Source organism: Streptomyces gardneri, from assembly GCF_006539185.1.
In the GTDB taxonomy this organism is placed as follows: domain Bacteria; phylum Actinomycetota; class Actinomycetes; order Streptomycetales; family Streptomycetaceae; genus Streptomyces; species Streptomyces gardneri.
Genome location: NZ_BJMN01000055.1, coordinates 1 through 17023, shown reverse-complemented (window position 1 = coordinate 17023; position 17023 = coordinate 1). Strand labels below are relative to the sequence as shown.

Here is a 17023-nt window from a genome sequence, read left to right as displayed (position 1 = left end):
CCGCACTACACGGGGCAGGGGCGGTACTCCAGGCTGAGCTCACGGTCGACGGCGTAGCTCGTACGCATCGAGGCGTCGATGACCTTCTGCCAGGAGCCGTACTTGGCGTACAGCTGATCGGCGGTCGGGCCGAGGGGGTTGCCGTACTTGGCGAGGTTCCGCTCCTCCAGGATGCGAACCTCCTCCGGGCTCATGCCCGCGCGGGTGATCTCCTTCGCCTGGTTCCGCATGTCGACCAGCTCCCTGGCGATCTCCTCGTCGGTGAAGCCCGCCTCGCGCATGTTGGCCTCGGTGCGGTGCATGTCCTCCAGGAGCCCGTGGTACTGCATCCGCGTCCGCTGGGCCTCGACCTTCTCGTCCATCGGCAGGACGCGGATCCGGCACACGACCGGGTCCGCGCTGGGACAGGGGTCGTCGGCGGAGACGGGCCGCGCGAGCGGGGCCGTGATGATCGATCCGCACGACTCGGCCGCCGTGACCACGGAGGTGCCGGCGGTCCCCAGCAGCGCGACCGCGGCCACGAAGGGGAGCAACGCCCGGCGCACGAGCAGGGAGGAGGGAGGGGGGAAGGAAAGGTGCATGCGCGCCACCCTGGCGACGGCGCCACACCCCTTCACGCAGGCGCACCGGTGATCACTCCTACGAGGAGCGCGCGCACGCCCGGCGCCCCTCTCCCCTCTCCCCTCTCCTTGCCGAGATGCCCGAGATATCCGAGATGCGCCATTCGTGATCACCGCATTTACTGAGGGCTACCTGTTGCCGATCGCCGTCGGGCGAGCTTCTGGAGGCTGGACGTGGCCACGTTGACCGTGTGGAAATTCGATGCGCCCGAGGGTGCCGGAACCGTGGAGGACACCCTGCTCCAGCTGCAGAAGCAGCAGCTGATCAAGGTCATCGACGCGGCCACCGTCAGCTGGCCGGCGGAAGCGAGCAAGCCGAAGACGAAGCAGCTGAACAACCTCACCGGCGCCGGCGCCCTCTCCGGCACGTTCTGGGGCATGCTCTTCGGCCTCCTCTTCTTCATGCCGCTGCTCGGCGCGGCCGTGGGCGCGGCGGCCGGTGCGCTCGGCGGCAAGATGGCGGATGTCGGCATCGACGACGACTTCATCGACTCGGTCAAGTCGAAGGTGACGCCGGGCAGTTCGGCACTCTTTCTGCTCTCTGCCGACGCGGTGGTCGACCGCGTGAAGGACGCCTTCCCGAACGGCCACGCGGAGCTGATCCAGTCCAACCTGGACACCGAGAAGGAGGCCAAGCTCCGCGAAGTCTTCGCGAGCTGACCCGAGTTCACGGCGCCGAGCCGGATGCCGACCTAAGCCGCCGGCATCGCCCACACAGAACGCCCCAGGCCGCACCCCGGCCAGGGACTTCAGCCGAAGCCCCGCCCGGTTGGGCGGGGCTTCGAGGTTTGCCTCGGCATCGCTGATAGACGGAGGCAAGGGGAGGTACTGGTGACCCCAGGGCGGGGTTCGTTCACCGGTTAGGGGGGTGCTGGGAGGGAGGGACGTTCCTGCGACCATCAGTGTGTAGTGATGCCGATACTTTCTGTGATGACCAGTCGGTTCGACCAGACAGGGGTTATCGATGAGGAAGTTGGCGACTGCAGTGGTGGCTGCGGGGCTGTTCTTCGGGGGGATGGGGGTGGCGGTGGCGGACTCGGAGCACACGTTCGTCATGACGGACCCAGGCGTCGCTTTCGTCGGCACGTACCAGTGGCAGCCCGCGAGCAAGGTACCGAGTGGACTCCACATGAAGGGTGAGCTGAGGGACACCAGCCACGGAGACGGCCACAACGTCTACCTCCGCACGAGGGTTGAGGGCTACCCCTGGGGCCGTATCAAGGGCGTCCAGCGAAAGAACGTCAAGGTCGACGAGGTCTTCTTCGACGGCGCGGTTCTGAAGACAAAGGAAGTGCGGCTGCAGGTGTGCCGTGACCGTGGCTCCTTGCGACCGGACAACTGCTCCCCGGAGCGACTGTTCTCGCGCCGATAGTCGACAGCTCTGGGAGCCGCCGGTGTGCGGCTCCCAATCTGTAGGGAGCACACCACGATGGACGTCATCCTCCGCGCCGTGGGCGTGGATCTTTCTTACGGCACGCATCAGGCAGTCAGCGGTGCCGATTTCACGCTCAAGCGCGGCGAAGTGGCCGCCATCATGGGCAGCAGCGGGTCAGGTAAGTCGTCTCTGCTCTACTGCCTCGCTGGGGTTCTTCCCCCCTCCTGCGGCACAGTGACCTTCGACGGGGTCCAACTCTCCTCATTGCCCGACGGCGAGCTGAGCGCCCTGCGCCGTACTCGTTTGGGGTTCGTGTTCCAGTACGGGGAGCTGCTGCCGGAGCTGACCGTGGAGGAGAACGCTGCCCTTCCCCTCCGGCTTGCCGGGATCAGCAAGACGCATGCTCATGCGATGGCGGGACAGGTGCTGGGCAGGCTCGGAATGGGCGACCTGCTCCGGCGCAGGACTTCGAAGTTGTCGGGTGGACAGAGTCAGCGCGTGGCAGTGGCACGAGCCCTGGTGCACCGTCCGGACGTCGTGTTCGCGGATGAGCCGACCGGGGCCCTCGACAGCGCCAATGCCACTGCCGTGTTGGAGGAGTTCCTCCAACTGGCGCGGAGACAGAAAACGGCCGTGGTCATCGTCACGCACGACGCCGATGTCGCTGCCAAGGCCGATACGCAGTACACGATGTCGGATGGCCTCCTGAGCCAGCGGGTGGTGGTGTGAACGCGTTTCTCCTCGGGCTCCGCCTGCTATGGGGCAGTGGGCGCAGGGGGCGGGTTCGCTTCCTTTTGATGGCACTCGGATCCGCACTCGGAGTGGCCTGCCTGGCCGCAGTGCTCACGATTCCGTCGATCCTCACCGCTCATGACGCCCGCACGCACGCTCGGGAGCCACGCCCAGGCGACAGCAACGTCGTCTATCGCGAGTTCCGGGATCCGTACGGGTCGCAGCCATTTCATCGCGTATTCGTCGCTCGCACGAGCCCGGGGCCGACAAAGGTCCCACCGGGTATCGACAAACTTCCCGAGGCCGGCGAAGCGATCGTTTCGCCGAAGCTGGTGGAGATCCTGGCAGCCAATCCGAGGGCAGCCGGCCTTGTCCCTGGGCGCGTAATCGGCACGATTGCGCCGAAGGGGCTGGGTGACTCCGACGACCTGTACGCGTACATCGGCACGACTCCGGCCGAGCTGATCGGAGCAGAATCGCTCGGTGGCTTCGGCATCGGCCGGTCCTGGCGACAGATCGTCGACCCGTCGACTCTCGACATCCTGCGCTTCACCCTCGGTTGCATCGTGCTGCTCCCTCTAGTCACCTTCCTCTCCGTCTGCGCCCGCCTCTCCGGCGAGTCCAGGGCCCGCCGACTGGCCGCCCTTCGGCTCGTCGGGCTCAGCGTGAAAGACACGCTGCGAGTCAACGCCGGGGAGAGCGTGGTCGCTGCGTTCGTTGGGGCCGTTCTCGGACTCGTCGGGTATCTCGGGGTCAACGAGGTCATGGCGCGCGTCGGGTTGCCCGGGCTGCGCTGGTACCCACCGGATGGACGACCCTCATGGCCGACGATTGCTGTATGTCTGCTCGGGTGTCCTGCCCTCGCGTGGGTCGTGGGGCAGTTCAGTGCGCGGCGAGCCGCGTTGTCGCCGATCAGCGTCAGACGTACTGGCGAGCGCAAGCCTCCAAGGGTGTACGGGACGTTGCTGCTGGTCCCGGGACTCGGGGTCATCGGCGGGTACTGCGTGCTCAGTGTGCTGGGGCGGGACCCGTCCGGGGGTTCCGCCAGTTCCGTGCTCGTACCCGGCGCCGTGTTGTTGACCGGTGCGGGACTCGTCTTCGGTTTGGCGCCGATCACGGCATGGATTGCGCGGCGGCTGGCCAGAGTGGCGAAATCACTGCCGGTGGCGTTGGCGATGCGGCGTACGGAGGTCGATCCGGGGGCATCGTTGCGCGTGGTCACCGGTCTCGTACTGCTGGTATTCGGGGCCTCGCTCACTCAAGGAGTGCTCGTCGAACTGGACCAAGTCAGTCGACGGACAGCGCCAGTTCAGGAGTACAAGATCAGCCTCAGCGACGTTACTCCCCAGCAAAGGCAGCAGCTCGCACAAATCCCTGGCGTGCGAGTGCAGGTGATTGCTTACAGCTCATGGAATTCGCCGAGCGACGACCTATGGCGACACGTCGACCTGTTGGTCGCCACCTGCGCCCAACTCACCGCAACAACTCAGCGGGCCACAGGCTGTGTCGACGGCAGGACCATGCAGTTGTACGAAGCCAACTCGGCGTACCCGGAGGACCCCCAGCCTGGTGACCGATTCCCCTTCGAAACGCGCGACGGACGAAAGATCGTTATCACCGTTCCCCATGAGCGCATCGACATGAGGGCATACCAACCGTCCGTCTTTCAAACCAGCGCCCTGCTCGTACCCCCCTCCCTCGTCCCTGCGAATCTGGCGGACTCGTCCGGCACCCTCACTCTCGTCAGCGACGCCGACCCCGCCACCATCCGTGCCGTCCTCGACGGTGTCGGGGCCATTGCGCCCACCGCGGCCGTCGATCCCGTCGGGATCGTGATCGATTCGCTCGCGCAGCTCACCGTGATTCGGAGTCTGCTCGCCGTCGGGATGGTGCTGGGGCTGGTCATCGGGGTTGCCGCGTTTGTGGTGTCCGTGGCCGATCGGGCCATGGAGCGGCGGGGGCAGGTGACCGCGCTCGCCTTGTTGGGGGCTCGGGCCGGGACGTTGCGGGTGGTGCAGGTCGTGCAGGTCGGGTTGCCGTTGGTCGTGGGGTTGGGGGCGGCGATCGTCACCGGGTGGCTCGCCGAGTCCAGCTATCTGATCACCGGGGGCGGCGCGATCCACTGGGACTGGGAGGGGCTGCCGCTGCTCTTCGCCTGTGCCCTGGGCGTGCTGATCGCCGCCGCCCTCGCCTCCGTACCCATGGTCCGGCGGCACATCGACCCCGAGCACATTCGGCGGGATTGATTCTGAGGAGCGCGATGAGTTCTCCGTGGACGGGGAGTCATAGGTGGTGATGTTGTTGTCGTGTCGTCCCCGTCTGCGAGGAGAGCTTCGTGTCCGAGAACGTCCCCAAGGGTCCCGCCAGCTACTTCCCCTCCATCGAGAAGAAGTACGGGCGGCCGGTCTCCGAGTGGCAGGAGCTCATCCGTTCCTCGCCGCTCACCAAGCACATGGAGCTCGTCTCCTGGCTCAAGTCCGAGCACGGGCTCGGGCACGGGCATGCCAATGCCCTCGTCGCCCATACCCTCGCCGAGGGTAAGTAGGGGGACTCGGGCGTCGGCCGTGCGGCTCAGGCCGCCAGTTCGTGGGCGGCCGTGCGGCGGTGGACTCTCCGTACCAGGGCCAGGGTCGCCGCCGAGGCCGCCGAGCCCGCCAGCAGCGCCGTCCACCACAGGACGCCCGCGCCCAGCGTCGTGTACGCGGCCACACCGACCGTGAGGGCCGCGAAGCGGGCCACGCCCCACGTCCAGCTGAAGGCGCCCTGGTAGCGGCCCCGGGCGTGTGCCGGGGCGAGGTTGGCGACGACGCCCGCGGCGATGCCGGCGACCACCACCTCGCCCAGCGACCAGACCACGACCGACACCGTGTAGCCGACGATCCCGTCCGCCAGGCCCGTGAGCGCCACGCCCACCGCGATCAGGGCACTGCCCGCGCTCTGCACCGCGAGCTGCGGCAGCTTGGCCAGCCGGGCGGTCACGAAGGGCTGGAGGCCGACCACCAGGACCGCGTTGACCGCCGCCATCGCCCCGTACACCGCCGGGGAGAGGCCGCTGTCGCGGACCGCGAGCGGCAGGGCGACCTCGGTCAGCGAGTACACGAAGAGCTGGATGCCGAAGAGCGGGAGGAGGAGCAGGGCGAGGCGGTCCCGGAGGACGACTCCGTAGCCGAGTCCGTCCTTCTCCTTGGTCGTCGCGCGGGCCGGTTCCTTGAGGCGCGTCGCCACCACCCCCGCGTACAGCAGCATCGAACCCGCATCCACCGCGAACAGCAGCCAGTAGCCGTGGGCCGCCAGGTAGCCGCCCAGGACGCCCGCCACCGCGGTGCCGATGTTCACGCCCCAGCCGAAGAGGGCGTACGCGCGCTGCCGGCGTTCGCTGTCCACCGCGTCGGCCAGCAGCGCGTACGCCGCCGGTGACACCGTGCTGCCCGCCGTGCTGATCAGCAGCGACGCCGCCGCCATCGTCCACACCCCGGGAGCCAGGAACAGCGCTCCCTGCGCCGCCGCCGCGCCGATCAGGCCGATCAGCATCGTCGGGCGGCGACCGATGCGGTCGGCGAGGATGCCGCCGACGGCGGGGCCGATGAGGTTGCCCGCGCCGAGGGCGCCGAGGACGTACGAGGTGTCGGTGCCGGTCACTCCGCGCGAGGCGAGGAAGAAGACCAGGAACGGCGTGACGAGGTAGCCGAGGCGGTTGACGATCGTTCCGGCGAAGATCGTCCAGACGACGGGCGGGAGACCGCGGAAGGAGGAGGGCATGGGGGGAGTCTGTGGGTGCCCCTGTCTCCCTCTCCAATGATTAAGCTCAGGACGAATCCAATCGCCGTGTCGCGCCGACCAGGACGGTAACTCCATGGAATCCGGGCTCCGTTTCTCCGCCGCCGACCTCGCCCAGACCCGCTTCGCCGTCTCCCCCATGTGGGAGGTCGTCACCAGCTTCCGCCTGCTCTCCCGGCACCCCGACACCACCGGCACCTCCCCCCACCGGCGCTGGGCCGCCCAGGTCCGCCCCCGTCTCGTCCGGGCCGGGCTCGACCGCGGCTGGCTCGCCGCCCTCGTCCCCGCCCACGGCTACCTCGCCGACTTCCTCAACCCCACCCCCACCGGGCCCTTCCCCACCCTCGACGCCGAGCTCGACGCCATCCGCCGCACCCCTCCCGACCAGGTACGCGACGACCTCCGGCGCCTCGCCGTCGAGGGCGGCGACGGACCCCGCCGCCGACTGCTGCACGAGGCTCCCGAAGCGGCCCTCCGCAAGGTCGCCGACGAGATCGACACCTACTGGGAGCTCGCCCTCGCGCCCTACTGGGCCCGCATCCAGAAGCTCCTGGAGGCCGACGTCTTCCACCGCGCCCGCCAGGTCGCCGAGCACGGTTCGGCCCGGGTCCTGAGCGAGCTCCACGAGACCGTACGGTGGGACGACGGCACCCTGCGGCTCGTACGCCGCCACTGCGCGCTCACCCGCGACCAGGGCGGCTCCGGGCTGCTGCTCATCCCCTCCGCCTTCGCCTGGCCCAAGGTCCTCACCCGGTCCGTCCACCCCGATCCGCCCCAACTCGCCTACCCCGCCCGGGGAATCGGCACCCTGTGGGAACCCCGTACGACCGCCGCCACGGACGCCGTCGCCGCCGTCCTCGGGCGCTCCCGCACCCTGCTCCTCACCGAGCTCGACACCCCGGCCTCCACCACCCAGCTCGCCACGCACTGCGGTCTGTCCGCCGCCGGCGTCTCCCAGCACCTCATCGCCCTGCGGAACGCCGGCCTGGTCACCGCCCACCGCAGCGGGCGCTCCGTCCTCTACGCCCGCACCGCCGTCGCCGATCAGCTCCTCAACCCGTAGGAGAGGTTGGGGGTGGGGTTGTGGTGTGGTCGGGGGCTTCGGGGAGGATTCCTGGGTGACTGATTCTCTGTGTTCCTCCCGGGCCGAGCCGGTCGAGGCGGTCGAGCCGGTCGAGCGGGTCGTGGTGGCGACCGACGGCGTGCGGCTCTCCTGTCGTGACTGGGGTGGCGCCGGGGCCGACGTCCTGCTCCTCCACGGGCTCGCCGGGCACGCCGGGGAATGGGACGTGACCGCCCGCGCCCTGCGGGACGCCGGACACCGCGTCCTCGCGCTCGACCAGCGCGGGCACGGACGCAGCGAGCGGCGGCCCGAGGACGTCTCACGCGCCGCGTACGTCGCCGATGTCGTCGCCGTGGTGACGGAACTCGGGCTCCGGCGGCCCGTGCTGATGGGGCAGTCACTCGGTGGTCATACCGCTCTGCTCACCGCCGCCGCCCACCCCGAGCTGCCCCGCGCACTCGTCCTCGTCGAGGCCGGGCCCGGCGGGTCGAACCCCGGCGTCCAGGCGGGCATCGCGGAGTGGTTCGCCGACTGGCCGGTGCCCTTCCCCACGCGGGAGGCGGCCGTCGCGTACCTCGGCGGCGGCAAGCAGCCCGTCGGGGAGGGATGGGCGAGTGGGCTCGAGCAGCGCGGCGACGGCCTGTGGCCCCGCTTCGACGCCGACGTCATGGTCCGGTCGCTCGACGACAACGCCCGCCGCGCCTTCTGGGACGAATGGGCGGCGATCACCTGCCCCGTCCTCGCCGTCCTCGGGCAGGGCACGCAGGGCGGGATCATCAGCGCCGAGGAGTACGCCGAGATGGCCCGGCTACGGCCCGGACTGCACGGCGTCAGCGTCCCCGGCACCGGGCACGACACGCATCTGGAGCGGCCCGAGGTCCTGCACTCGCTGGTCATGGCCTTCCTGGGGTGAACCCCAGGTGGGGGCGTTGATCGTCGCCCTTGCCTTGGAGTGCACTCCAATTCCTACAGTGCGCGCATGCGCTATCGCACACTCGGCGGGACCGGGATCGACGTCAGCACCTACTGCCTCGGCACCATGATGTTCGGTGCCGTCGGCAATCCGGATCACGAGGACTCCGTACGGATCATCCATGCCGCCCTCGACCAGGGCATCAACTTCGTGGACACCGCCGACATGTACTCGGCCGGCGAGTCCGAGGAGATCGTCGGCAAGGCGCTGCGCGACTCCCGGCGCCGCGAGTCGACCGTCCTCGCGACGAAGGTGTACTTCCCGATGGGCGGCGAAGGCCCCAACAAGGGCGGCCTGTCGCGGCGTTGGATCACCCTCGCCGTCGAGAACAGTCTGCGGCGGCTCGGGACCGACTGGATCGACCTCTACCAGGTCCACCGGCCCGACCCCCGTACCGACATCGAGGAGACCCTCGACGTCCTCGGCGACCTCGTCACGCAGGGCAAGATCCGGGCGTTCGGCTGCTCCACCTTCCCCGCCGAGGAGATCGTCGAGGCGCACGCCGTCGCCGATCGGCGCGGGCTGCGCCGCTTCCGCTCCGAGCAGCCGCCCTACTCGCTGCTCGCGCGGGGCGTGGAGGCGTCCGTGCTGCCCGTGGCCCAGCGGTACGGGATGGGCGTGCTGACCTGGAGCCCGCTCGCGTCCGGCTTCCTCACCGGCCGGTACCGCAAGGGCGCGCCGATCGACCTGACCAGCGGGCGGGCCGCGCTCACCCCGCACCGCTTCGACCCTTCGCTCCCCGTCAACGCCGCCAAGCTCGACGCCGTCGAGGAGCTCGTCGCGCTGGCCGACGAGATCGGGTGCAGCCTGCCCGAGCTGGCGATCGCCTTCGTGACCGCGCATCCGGCGGTGACGTCCGTGATCCTCGGGCCGCGCACGATGGAGCAGCTGGAGGGGTTGCTGAAGGGTGCGCCGGTGGTCCTCACGGACGAGGTCCTCGACCGGATCGACGCGATCGTGCCGCCGGGGACGAACCTCTACCCGCCGGACGGCGTCTGGCGCCCGCGCGCGCTCACCGAACCGGCCCTGCGGCGACGGCCTTTGGAGGAACGCGCGGCGGGTTGAGGGGTGGCACGCGGCCGGGAACGGGATGATCGGGGTCGAGAACGGGGTCGGGGTCGGGGTCGGGGTCGGGGTCGGGGGGCGCCTAGCTTGCGGCTCGCTGTGGTGAACTGCTCGATTCCGGTCGCGCCTGAATCCATGCTGGCCGCATGAGTGAGACGCGTACGAGAACGATCGGCGACGGCGAGCGCCGGGCCCGGCTCGCCGTGCGGCACCGGCTGGCCGGGGTCGCGCGGGCGGTGACGGCCGAGGAGGTCGGGGGGTCCCTGGTGGCGCTGCACGGGACGGACCCGGCGAGCGTGTTCCTCGCGGTGGGGGCGCGGCTGGCGGGTGACGCCGGGCCGGTCGCGGCGGTCGAGCGGGCGCTGTACGAGGAACGGTCCCTGGTCCGGATGCACGGCATGCGGCACACGGTCTTCGTCGTCCCGTCCTCCCTCGCGCCCGACGTGCAGTCCTCGACGACCCGTCCCGCCGCCGTCCGCGAACGCACCGCGCTGCTCAGGCACTTGGCGGCGGGAAGCTCCTTCGACGAGGCCTGGCTCAGGGAGACCGAGCGGCTGGTCCTCGCCGAGCTGGCCGTACGCGGGGAGGCGACCGGGGCCGAACTCGGCGCGGCCGTACCGAGGTTGCGGGAGACGTACGTGTACGGGCCGGACACCCGCCAGGAGGGTGTCCAGTCCGTCGCGAGCCGGGTGCTGCGGGCCCTCGGCATGGAGGGGCGGATCGTCCGGGGGCGGCCGCAGGGGACGTGGACGTCGAGCCGGTTCCGCTGGGCGCTCGCCGAGGAGCACCCGGCCGTGCCGGCGGCCGAGGCGCGGGCCGAGCTGCTCGGGCGCTGGCTGGCGGCCTGCGGGCCGGCGACCGAGGCGGACCTGAAGTGGTGGACGGGGTGGAAGGTCACGGAGGTGCGCGCGGCGCTCGCCGCGGTCGGGGCGACGGCGGTGACCCTGGCCGCCGGGACGGGCTTCGTCCTGCCGGACGACCTCGACCCCGTACCGGCGCCGGAGCCGTGGGCCGCGCTGCTGCCCGCGCTCGACCCGACGGCGATGGGCTGGCAGGGCCGGGACTGGTACCAGGACCCCGGGCACCGGGCCGCGCTGTACGACCGCAGCGGGAACATCGCGCCGACGGTGTGGTGGGACGGCCGGATCGTCGGGGTCTGGGCGCAGCGGCCGGACGGCGGGATCGTCCACCGGCTCCTGGCCGACGTGGGCGGGGAGGCGGAGCGGGCGATCGGGGCGGAGGCGGCGCGGCTGGCGGGGTGGGTGGGGGACGTACGGGTGACGCCCCGGTTCCGCACCCCGCTGGAACGGGAGCTTGCCGCACCCTGATCGGCGGGCACCGGGGAGGAAGCCCTAGTGGCGCTCGCCGAGGCCGGGGACTCCCAGGTCGTAGAGGCCGTCGAGGACGAGGTCGACGCCGACCGCGGCGAGCAGCAGGCCCAGGAGGCGGCCGAGGAGCTCGATGGTGGTGTGGTGGGTGCGGTGCAGGAGATTGGCGAGGAGCAGGACGCAGACGAGGTCGAGGGCGATGACGGACACGTACGCGCCGACGACCGTCGAGCGCCAGCTGAAGGAGTCACGGGCGGCGGCCTCGACCAGGACCGCCGTCATGGCGAGCGGGCTCACGACGTACGGCATGAGCAGCTCGCGCACTCCGCTGACCAGGTCGGGCGCGTCCTGGTGGGGGCTGTCGGAGCCGAGGTGGAGGCCGAGGACGAGCCCGACGGCGTAGAGGAAGAAGATGACGCCGCCCGCGAGCTGGAGGGCCGGCGTGCTGATGTGGAAGAGGTCGAGGAGCCAGGGGGCCGTGATGCCGGTGATCAGGCCGACGATGACGGCCGCGCCCGAGGAGATGAGCGCGATGGTGCGGAGCTGGCCGACGGGGTGGATCTGGGCGAGGCCGCCGAAGGCGAGGAGGACCTTCGGGGGGCCGACGACGGAGAAGAAGGCGATGAAGGCGGCGGAGAAGCTGAATACGTCCACTCCGGAATCATGGGGCGGTCGGGTGATTTCTCCCGTTTTTCCGGCCGATGCCCGCGCGGTGTCGAGAACCGCCCACCGGCTCCGACTCTCCTGCGAAAGGCAGAACCGGACACGGATGTGAGGAGGACGTCATGAAGTACCTGGTGATGGTGCAGGGCTCTCAGGTCGACTACGAGGCGATGGTGGGCCGCGGTTCCGCCGGGAGCCCCGCCTGGAACAAGGCGGACCTCAAGACGATGTTCGACCACATGAACGCGATCAACACCGAGCTGACCGCCAACGGCGAGATGCTCGACGGCCAGGGCCTCGCCGCCCCGTCCACGACCCGCCTCGTGACGGTGGACGGCGACGGCAAGGCGGTGATCACGGACGGGCCGTACGCGGAGACCAAGGAGGTCCTCGCCGGCTACTGGCTCCTCGACTGCGCCTCCCTGGACCGCGTCACGGAGATCGCCGCCCAGGTCGCCCGCTGCCCGGCCCCGGCCGGCTCCCCGGAGTACGCGGTGGTGATCCGGCCGGTCGACGAGCGGGGTCCGAGGCAGGACTGAGTCCGGAGCCGTCAGGACCGAGCAGGGACCAGGCAACGGCCCCGAGCGCTCCCTCTGCAGGGGGATCTCTCGGGGCTCGGCCCACGCCTTTCGTCCAACTTTCACATTGCCTCCCCGACCGTCTGTTGCGGACGCTACGGTTCCCCTGAGGCGTACATCACATCGCGAGGGGTCCGGGGGGACGCATGCAGGAGATGGCCAAGGGAGCCAACATCGGGCTGACCGCTCTCAGCGAGGACGCCGGGGCGGTGATCGTCAGCCTGAGTTGGAGCAGCGCGTCCGGCGACGGCGACGCGGACGTCTCCGTACTGCTCCTCGACGGCAGCGGCAAGGTGCGCGGGGACACCGACTTCTACTTCTACAACCACCCCGCCGCCGATGACGGCAGCGTGCAGCTGCTGGGCAAGGTCCCGACGGAGAACGGCAGCGAGGACAGGATCAGCCTCGACCTCACGGCGATCCCCTCCGACGTCGTCACGATCGTGGTGGCCGCGAGCCAGTACGGCGGCGCCCGCTTCGGCGATCTGGACGACCTGCGCATGGCGGTCACCGACCGCTCGGGCGAGGCCCTCCTCGGTTTCTCCATCACGGACGCCACCGTCGAGACGGCCTTCATCTTCGGCGAGCTGTACCGACGGAACGACGAATGGAAGTTCCGCGCCGTGGGTCAGGGCTACGAGACCGGTCTCACCGGTCTCGCCACCGACTTCGGCATCACCGTCGTCGAGGACGACGAGAGCGATGAGGCCGCCGAGAGCGACGACGCGGGTACGAGTACGGAAGCGGATACTGGCGCGGAAGCGGGTACGAGTACGGGCACTGGTGGCCGTCCGGCTCTCGCTCCTCAGGCTCCCCCTGCCGACTCCGGTGCCGTCGCTCTTCCCGCTCAGGCCACCTCCTCCTCCGACCGCGTCGCGGACGGCCCCACCCCGCCCGGCGGGAAGCCCGAACCCGCCCGGCGCCGGGGCACGCGTACGGCCAAGAAGAAGGTCACTCTCCCCAAGGCCACGAAGAAGTCCCTGGCGGAGAACGACTCCTGGAAGCCCGCCCGGCTCTTCCCGGTCCCCTCCTACAAGAGCGATCGGGAGCGCGAGGTGCGCGCGACCTCGGTGCTCCTCTCCGTGATGGCGGAGGTGCCGGAATTCGGCCGTCGGCTCACCGCGGGTTTCGGAGCCCCCTCGGGCCGGATGCAGACGTTCACCGAGGTCTCCCTCCCCCACGGCGACACCCCGAAGCGCCCGGACGGCGTCATCCGGGTGGAACGAGCCGGGAAGCTCTGGACCGCGCTCGTGGAGACCAAGACCAACGGCAACCCGCTGAAGTCCGAGCAGGTCCAGAACTACATGGACATCGCCGCCAGGCGGGGATACGAGGCCGTCATCACCCTCTCCAACGACGTGGCCCTGGAGGGAAGTCCGCTCGTCGACGTGAAGACCGACGGACGGCGCAAGCACAAGGTCTCGCTCTGGCACCTCTCATGGGCCGAGGTGGCCCATCAGGCGCAGCTGCTGATCCGTCACGAAGGTGTCGGCAACGCCGCCCACGCCTGGCTCCTGCAGGAACTGCTCCACTACCTCCAGCACGAGAACTCCGGTTGTCACGGCTTCCAGAACATGGGGCCGTCGTGGGTGCCCGTGCGCAACGGCATCGACTCCGAGACCCTGTGCCAGGGCGACCCGCGTGCCGTGGAGGTCGTGGAGAGCTGGGAGCGGCTGATCCGCCAGGTCTGTCTGCGGCTGGGCGGCGAGCTCGGGCAGAAGGCGCTGCCGGTGCAGCGGGCGAAGCGGGGCACCGACCCGAAGTCACGGCGTACGGAACTCGCCGACCGGCTCTGCGAGGAAGGGAAGCTCGCCGCCGAGCTGCGTGTCGACGGCGCGCAGAGCATCCTGGCCATCACTGCGGACCTCCGCACCGGGAAGATCCGTACCTCCATCGACGTCCCCGCCCCGGAGGGCGCCTACCCGCTCTCGGTCGCGAAGCGGCTCTTGCGGGTCCTGGACGAAGCCCCCGCCGACCTGCACGTGGAGACCCTCGTGGAGGGGCGGAGCGGGACCCGCGGAACCCTGGAGCGGCTGCGCCCGGAGCCCGGCGACCTGCTGCCCAAGGACGGCGCGGCCATCACCGGCTTCAGGCTGTCGCTCTTCAAGGGCATGGGCGGCAGCCGGGGCGGTACGGAGTCGGGGTTCATCCGCAGCATCGACGAGGCCGTCGACCGTTTCTACGCCTCGGTCGTGGCGCACGTGGGCCAGTTCGAGCAGCGGCGGACCTCCCGTGGCAGGACCGCCGCCGACGCTTCAGGAGCTCGCTGAGGCCCCCGGCCCCCACGCCCGTCCTCAGTGCACCCCGTGGGGGCCGCCCGTCGGGCGGGGGGTGCCTCGGGGGATGAGGAAGGGGGCCGTCAGGGCCGCTGTGGCGGCTGTGGCCGTGCAGAGCGTGAAGGCCGTCGTGAATCCCGCGATGGAGCCCGTCGTGGTGGTGAGGGCGAGGGTGGAGACGGCGGCCACGCCGATCGAGCCGCCCACCTCGTGGAAGGTGTTCACGATGCCCGAGGCGAGGCCGGCCTCGTGCGGGGTGATCAGGCCCAGGGCGGTCGTCGTCGCCGCGACGAAGACCGCGCCGAGGCCGAAGGACGCCGTGGCCAGGGCCGGCAGGAGGGTGGCCCAGGGGTTGGCGCCCGGGGTGAGGACGGTCAGCGGCAGGCAGCCGAGGGCCGCGAGGGCCAGGCCGCCGGTGGCGCAGGCGCGCGGGCCCCTCGTCGTCACGAGGCGCGAGCCGAGGTGGGCGCCGATCGCGGTCGTGAGGGCGATCGGGAGGAAGAGGAGGCCGGTGCGGAGGGCTCCGAGGCCGTGGACGTGCTGGAGCTGCATCGAGCCCAGGAAGAAGAACGAGATCAGGAGCGCGGTCGCGACCAGCATGAGGAGGGAGCCCGCGACGACCGGGCGCCGCCTCAGCATCCCGAGGTCCATCAGCGGGGCGCTGCTCGCCCGCTCGACCGCGGCGAAGGTCCCGTAGAGCGCGAGCGCGCCGAGCAGGGGCAGCAGGGTCGCGGCGGAGGCCCAGCCCGAGTCGCCCGCCTGGACGAGGCCGTAGACGAGCGCGCCCGTGGCGGTGGTGACGAGGAGTGCGCCGGGGGCGTCCAGCCGACCGCCGCCCGTGCGCCGCGGCCGCCGGTCGTCCGGCAGGACCTTCGGGAGCGCGGCGAGCAGGGCCAGGCCCACCGGGACGTTGACGTAGAAGATCCAGGGCCAGCCCGGGCCTTCGGTGAGGGCTCCGCCGAGGAGGACTCCGACGGCCGAGCCGGTGCCGCCGATCGCCGCCCATGCTCCGAGGGCCTTGGCCCGTTCGGCGCCGTGGAAGGCGGTCGTGACGAGGGCGAGCGCGGCCGGTGAGAGGAGCGCGGCGCCCACGCCCTGGGCGACGCGGCCGGCGAGCAGCACGGGGGCGTTCGGGGCGAGGCCGCAGACGAGGGACGCCATGGTGAAGAGCACGAGCCCGGCCAGGAGGACGCGTCGGGCGCCCAGGGCGTCGGCGAGCCGGCCGCCGAGGAGCATGAGCCCGCCGAAGCAGAGGGTGTACGCGGTGACGACCCAGGTCAGGGCCGTGCGGCCGAGGTCGAGGTCGGCGGAGAGGGTCGGCAGGGCGACGTTCACGACGGTGACGTCGAGGATCAGCATGAACTGGGCCGCGCAGATCAGCGCCAGGGCCGTCCAGCGGCGTGGATGCGTGGGGGCAGGGGTCGGTACGGCAGTGTCGGTGGGCATAACTGAACTGTACGGCACAGTACAGTTGAACTCAACGGTACAGTTGGCTTGGTACCGTTCGGGTATGAACGCGCAGCCCGCCGCCCCCAAGCCCGCGCCCGGCGGAGCCCGTGCCGCCCGCAAGCGGCAGGCCGTCGTGCGGGCCGCCCGCGACCTCTTCCTCCGCGACGGCTTCGGCGTCGGCATGGACGCCATCGCCGCCGAGGCGGGCGTCTCCAAGGTCACCGTCTACAACCACTTCGGCAGCAAGGAAGCGCTCTTCACCGCCGTCGTCGCGGGCGCTCTCGACGAACCCCTGCACCAGGGCCCCGAGGGCCCGGACCTCTCCCGCCTCGCCGACGCGGAGGACCTGCGCGCCGCCCTCACCGACGCCGGCCACGCCTGGGCCCGGGCCGTACGCGCCGACGAAGAGGGCCGCGCGCTGCGCACCCTCGTCGCCACCGAACTCCACCGCTTCCCCGAGCTGGGCCGCGCCTGGCGCGCCCACGGCCCGGCCGGCCACCACCCCGCCGTCGCGGACGCGCTGCGCACCCTCGCCGACCGGGGCCTGCTGGAGATTCCCGACCTGGAGGTCGCGGTGCTCCAGCTCTACTCGCTGCTCGTCTTCCCGCAGATGGTCTTCGAGCAGTACGGGACGGAGCTCGCCGAGGACCTGAGCGAGCGGCTCGTCACCGACGGGGTCGAGATGTTCCTCCGCCGCTACGCGCCCTGAGCGTTGCGCAGGCGCGCGAGCGTCGCGTCCAGGCTCGCGCCTCCCCCGGCCGCGCCCCCGCGGTTGTACGGGAGCTTCCCGAGCATCAGCGCCATGCCGCAGGTGTTCGTGAGCGCCGAGAAGACGAGTCCGCCCGCGATGCCCGCCGAGAGCAGCTGGAACGCGGGGTGGACGAGGAGGCCCAGCGCGAGGCCGAGCAGGACGAGCGCGCCGGCCACGAGCCTGACCTGGCGGTCCATCGCCCAGACCGGCTTCGCCGGGGCGCCCGCCGGGCGGTCCAGGTCGTGCCCGCGGGCCGCTCAGCCACTCGTACCGCCCGCGAGGTCGATCGCCGCGATGCCGTGCGCGGCGAGCCGGGTGCGGGCGCCGGCCGAGCGGGCGCCCGACTGGCACACGACGAGCAGCTCGCCGCGGG

The 17023-nt window shown here is 71.1% G+C and carries 16 protein-coding genes and 1 pseudogene; 12 read left to right on the top strand and 5 right to left on the bottom strand.

The annotated features are described in order from the left end of the window. Positions 1 to 5 precede the first annotated feature (5 nt). On the bottom strand, positions 6 to 581 hold the full coding sequence (locus SGA01_RS34245; protein ID WP_141301658.1) for a hypothetical protein: 576 nt from the start codon (positions 579 to 581) through the stop codon (positions 6 to 8). Between the two features lie 213 nt (positions 582 to 794). On the opposite strand from SGA01_RS34245, the gene SGA01_RS34240 reads away from it, so the two are divergent. The 5 genes from SGA01_RS34240 (at position 795) to SGA01_RS34220 (ending at position 5272) form a co-directional block, all read left to right on the top strand. Beyond that, on the top strand, positions 795 to 1280 hold the full coding sequence (locus SGA01_RS34240) for a DUF1269 domain-containing protein (protein ID WP_141301656.1): 486 nt from the start codon (positions 795 to 797) through the stop codon (positions 1278 to 1280). Between the two features lie 304 nt (positions 1281 to 1584). After that, positions 1585 to 1992, top strand: coding sequence for a hypothetical protein (locus SGA01_RS34235; RefSeq protein WP_141301654.1), 408 nt, complete (start codon positions 1585 to 1587; stop codon positions 1990 to 1992). Between the two features lie 57 nt (positions 1993 to 2049). Continuing rightward, on the top strand, positions 2050 to 2724 hold the full coding sequence (locus SGA01_RS34230) for an ABC transporter ATP-binding protein (protein WP_055642331.1): 675 nt from the start codon (positions 2050 to 2052) through the stop codon (positions 2722 to 2724). A gap of 68 nt (positions 2725 to 2792) precedes the next feature. Further along, a complete protein-coding gene (locus SGA01_RS34225; protein ID WP_141301652.1) occupies positions 2793 to 4973 on the top strand; it encodes an FtsX-like permease family protein in 2181 nt (726 codons plus the stop codon). 89 nt (positions 4974 to 5062) lie between these two features. Further along, a complete protein-coding gene (locus SGA01_RS34220; protein ID WP_141301650.1) occupies positions 5063 to 5272 on the top strand; it encodes a DUF4287 domain-containing protein in 210 nt (69 codons plus the stop codon). A gap of 26 nt (positions 5273 to 5298) precedes the next feature. Here SGA01_RS34220 and SGA01_RS34215 read toward each other — a convergent pair whose 3' ends face one another. Then, a complete protein-coding gene (locus SGA01_RS34215; RefSeq protein ID WP_141301648.1) occupies positions 5299 to 6486 on the bottom strand; it encodes an MFS transporter in 1188 nt (395 codons plus the stop codon). Positions 6487 to 6580: 94 nt separating this feature from the next. Between SGA01_RS34215 and SGA01_RS34210 the strand changes: the two genes are divergently transcribed. The 4 genes from SGA01_RS34210 to SGA01_RS34195 all read left to right on the top strand — a co-directional run bounded on the left by SGA01_RS34210 (position 6581) and on the right by SGA01_RS34195 (position 10933). Next, positions 6581 to 7567, top strand: a complete 987-nt coding sequence (locus SGA01_RS34210) for an ArsR/SmtB family transcription factor (protein ID WP_141301646.1) — start codon at positions 6581 to 6583, stop codon at positions 7565 to 7567. 124 nt (positions 7568 to 7691) lie between these two features. Then, positions 7692 to 8480, top strand: coding sequence for an alpha/beta fold hydrolase (locus SGA01_RS34205; protein ID WP_141301720.1), 789 nt, complete (start codon positions 7692 to 7694; stop codon positions 8478 to 8480). Positions 8481 to 8546: 66 nt separating this feature from the next. Next, positions 8547 to 9605, top strand: a complete 1059-nt coding sequence (locus tag SGA01_RS34200) for an aldo/keto reductase (protein ID WP_055642335.1) — start codon at positions 8547 to 8549, stop codon at positions 9603 to 9605. 146 nt (positions 9606 to 9751) lie between these two features. Next, positions 9752 to 10933 carry a winged helix DNA-binding domain-containing protein gene (locus SGA01_RS34195; RefSeq protein ID WP_141301644.1) on the top strand — a complete coding sequence of 394 codons (1182 nt, stop codon included), beginning with the start codon at positions 9752 to 9754 and terminating at the stop codon, positions 10931 to 10933. Between the two features lie 24 nt (positions 10934 to 10957). Here the strand turns inward: SGA01_RS34195 and SGA01_RS34190 are convergent, their stop codons facing one another. Continuing rightward, positions 10958 to 11587, bottom strand: a complete 630-nt coding sequence (locus SGA01_RS34190) for a MarC family protein (RefSeq protein ID WP_141301642.1) — start codon at positions 11585 to 11587, stop codon at positions 10958 to 10960. A 131-nt stretch (positions 11588 to 11718) separates the two neighbouring features. Here SGA01_RS34190 and SGA01_RS34185 point away from each other — a divergent pair, with 131 nt between their 5' ends. Further along, positions 11719 to 12135, top strand: a complete 417-nt coding sequence (locus SGA01_RS34185; RefSeq protein ID WP_141301640.1) for a YciI family protein — start codon at positions 11719 to 11721, stop codon at positions 12133 to 12135. A 194-nt stretch (positions 12136 to 12329) separates the two neighbouring features. Beyond that, positions 12330 to 14444 carry a TerD family protein gene (locus SGA01_RS34180; protein ID WP_141301717.1) on the top strand — a complete coding sequence of 705 codons (2115 nt, stop codon included), beginning with the start codon at positions 12330 to 12332 and terminating at the stop codon, positions 14442 to 14444. Between the two features lie 24 nt (positions 14445 to 14468). On the opposite strand, the gene SGA01_RS34175 is transcribed toward SGA01_RS34180, so the two are convergent. After that, positions 14469 to 15896, bottom strand: a complete 1428-nt coding sequence (locus tag SGA01_RS34175; RefSeq protein ID WP_141301638.1) for an MFS transporter — start codon at positions 15894 to 15896, stop codon at positions 14469 to 14471. A gap of 64 nt (positions 15897 to 15960) precedes the next feature. Here SGA01_RS34175 and SGA01_RS34170 point away from each other — a divergent pair, with 64 nt between their 5' ends. Then, a complete protein-coding gene (locus SGA01_RS34170; RefSeq protein ID WP_141301636.1) occupies positions 15961 to 16608 on the top strand; it encodes a TetR/AcrR family transcriptional regulator in 648 nt (215 codons plus the stop codon). Here SGA01_RS34170 and SGA01_RS34165 read toward each other — a convergent pair. Continuing rightward, positions 16596 to 17023 (bottom strand): annotated as a pseudogene (locus SGA01_RS34165) (YgaP-like transmembrane domain); the annotation flags it as partial. The gene SGA01_RS34170 and the pseudogene SGA01_RS34165 overlap by 13 nt on opposite strands.

Bases quoted from the DNA above. Each gene is read 5' to 3' on its own strand.
- SGA01_RS34195 (WP_141301644.1), top strand. From the start codon at position 9,752: ATGAGTGAGACGCGTACGAGAACGATCGGCGACGGCGAGCGCCGGGCC.
- SGA01_RS34235 (WP_141301654.1), top strand. From the start codon at position 1,585: ATGAGGAAGTTGGCGACTGCAGTGGTGGCTGCGGGGCTGTTCTTCGGG.
- SGA01_RS34225 (WP_141301652.1), top strand. From the start codon at position 2,793: ATGGCACTCGGATCCGCACTCGGAGTGGCCTGCCTGGCCGCAGTGCTC.
- SGA01_RS34170 (WP_141301636.1), top strand. From the start codon at position 15,961: ATGAACGCGCAGCCCGCCGCCCCCAAGCCCGCGCCCGGCGGAGCCCGT.
- SGA01_RS34175 (WP_141301638.1), bottom strand. From the start codon at position 15,896: ATGCCCACCGACACTGCCGTACCGACCCCTGCCCCCACGCATCCACGC.
- SGA01_RS34200 (WP_055642335.1), top strand. From the start codon at position 8,547: ATGCGCTATCGCACACTCGGCGGGACCGGGATCGACGTCAGCACCTAC.
- SGA01_RS34245 (WP_141301658.1), bottom strand. From the start codon at position 581: ATGCACCTTTCCTTCCCCCCTCCCTCCTCCCTGCTCGTGCGCCGGGCG.
- SGA01_RS34185 (WP_141301640.1), top strand. From the start codon at position 11,719: ATGAAGTACCTGGTGATGGTGCAGGGCTCTCAGGTCGACTACGAGGCG.
- SGA01_RS34215 (WP_141301648.1), bottom strand. From the start codon at position 6,486: ATGCCCTCCTCCTTCCGCGGTCTCCCGCCCGTCGTCTGGACGATCTTC.
- SGA01_RS34230 (WP_055642331.1), top strand. From the start codon at position 2,050: ATGGACGTCATCCTCCGCGCCGTGGGCGTGGATCTTTCTTACGGCACG.
- SGA01_RS34210 (WP_141301646.1), top strand. From the start codon at position 6,581: ATGGAATCCGGGCTCCGTTTCTCCGCCGCCGACCTCGCCCAGACCCGC.
- SGA01_RS34180 (WP_141301717.1), top strand. From the start codon at position 12,330: ATGGCCAAGGGAGCCAACATCGGGCTGACCGCTCTCAGCGAGGACGCC.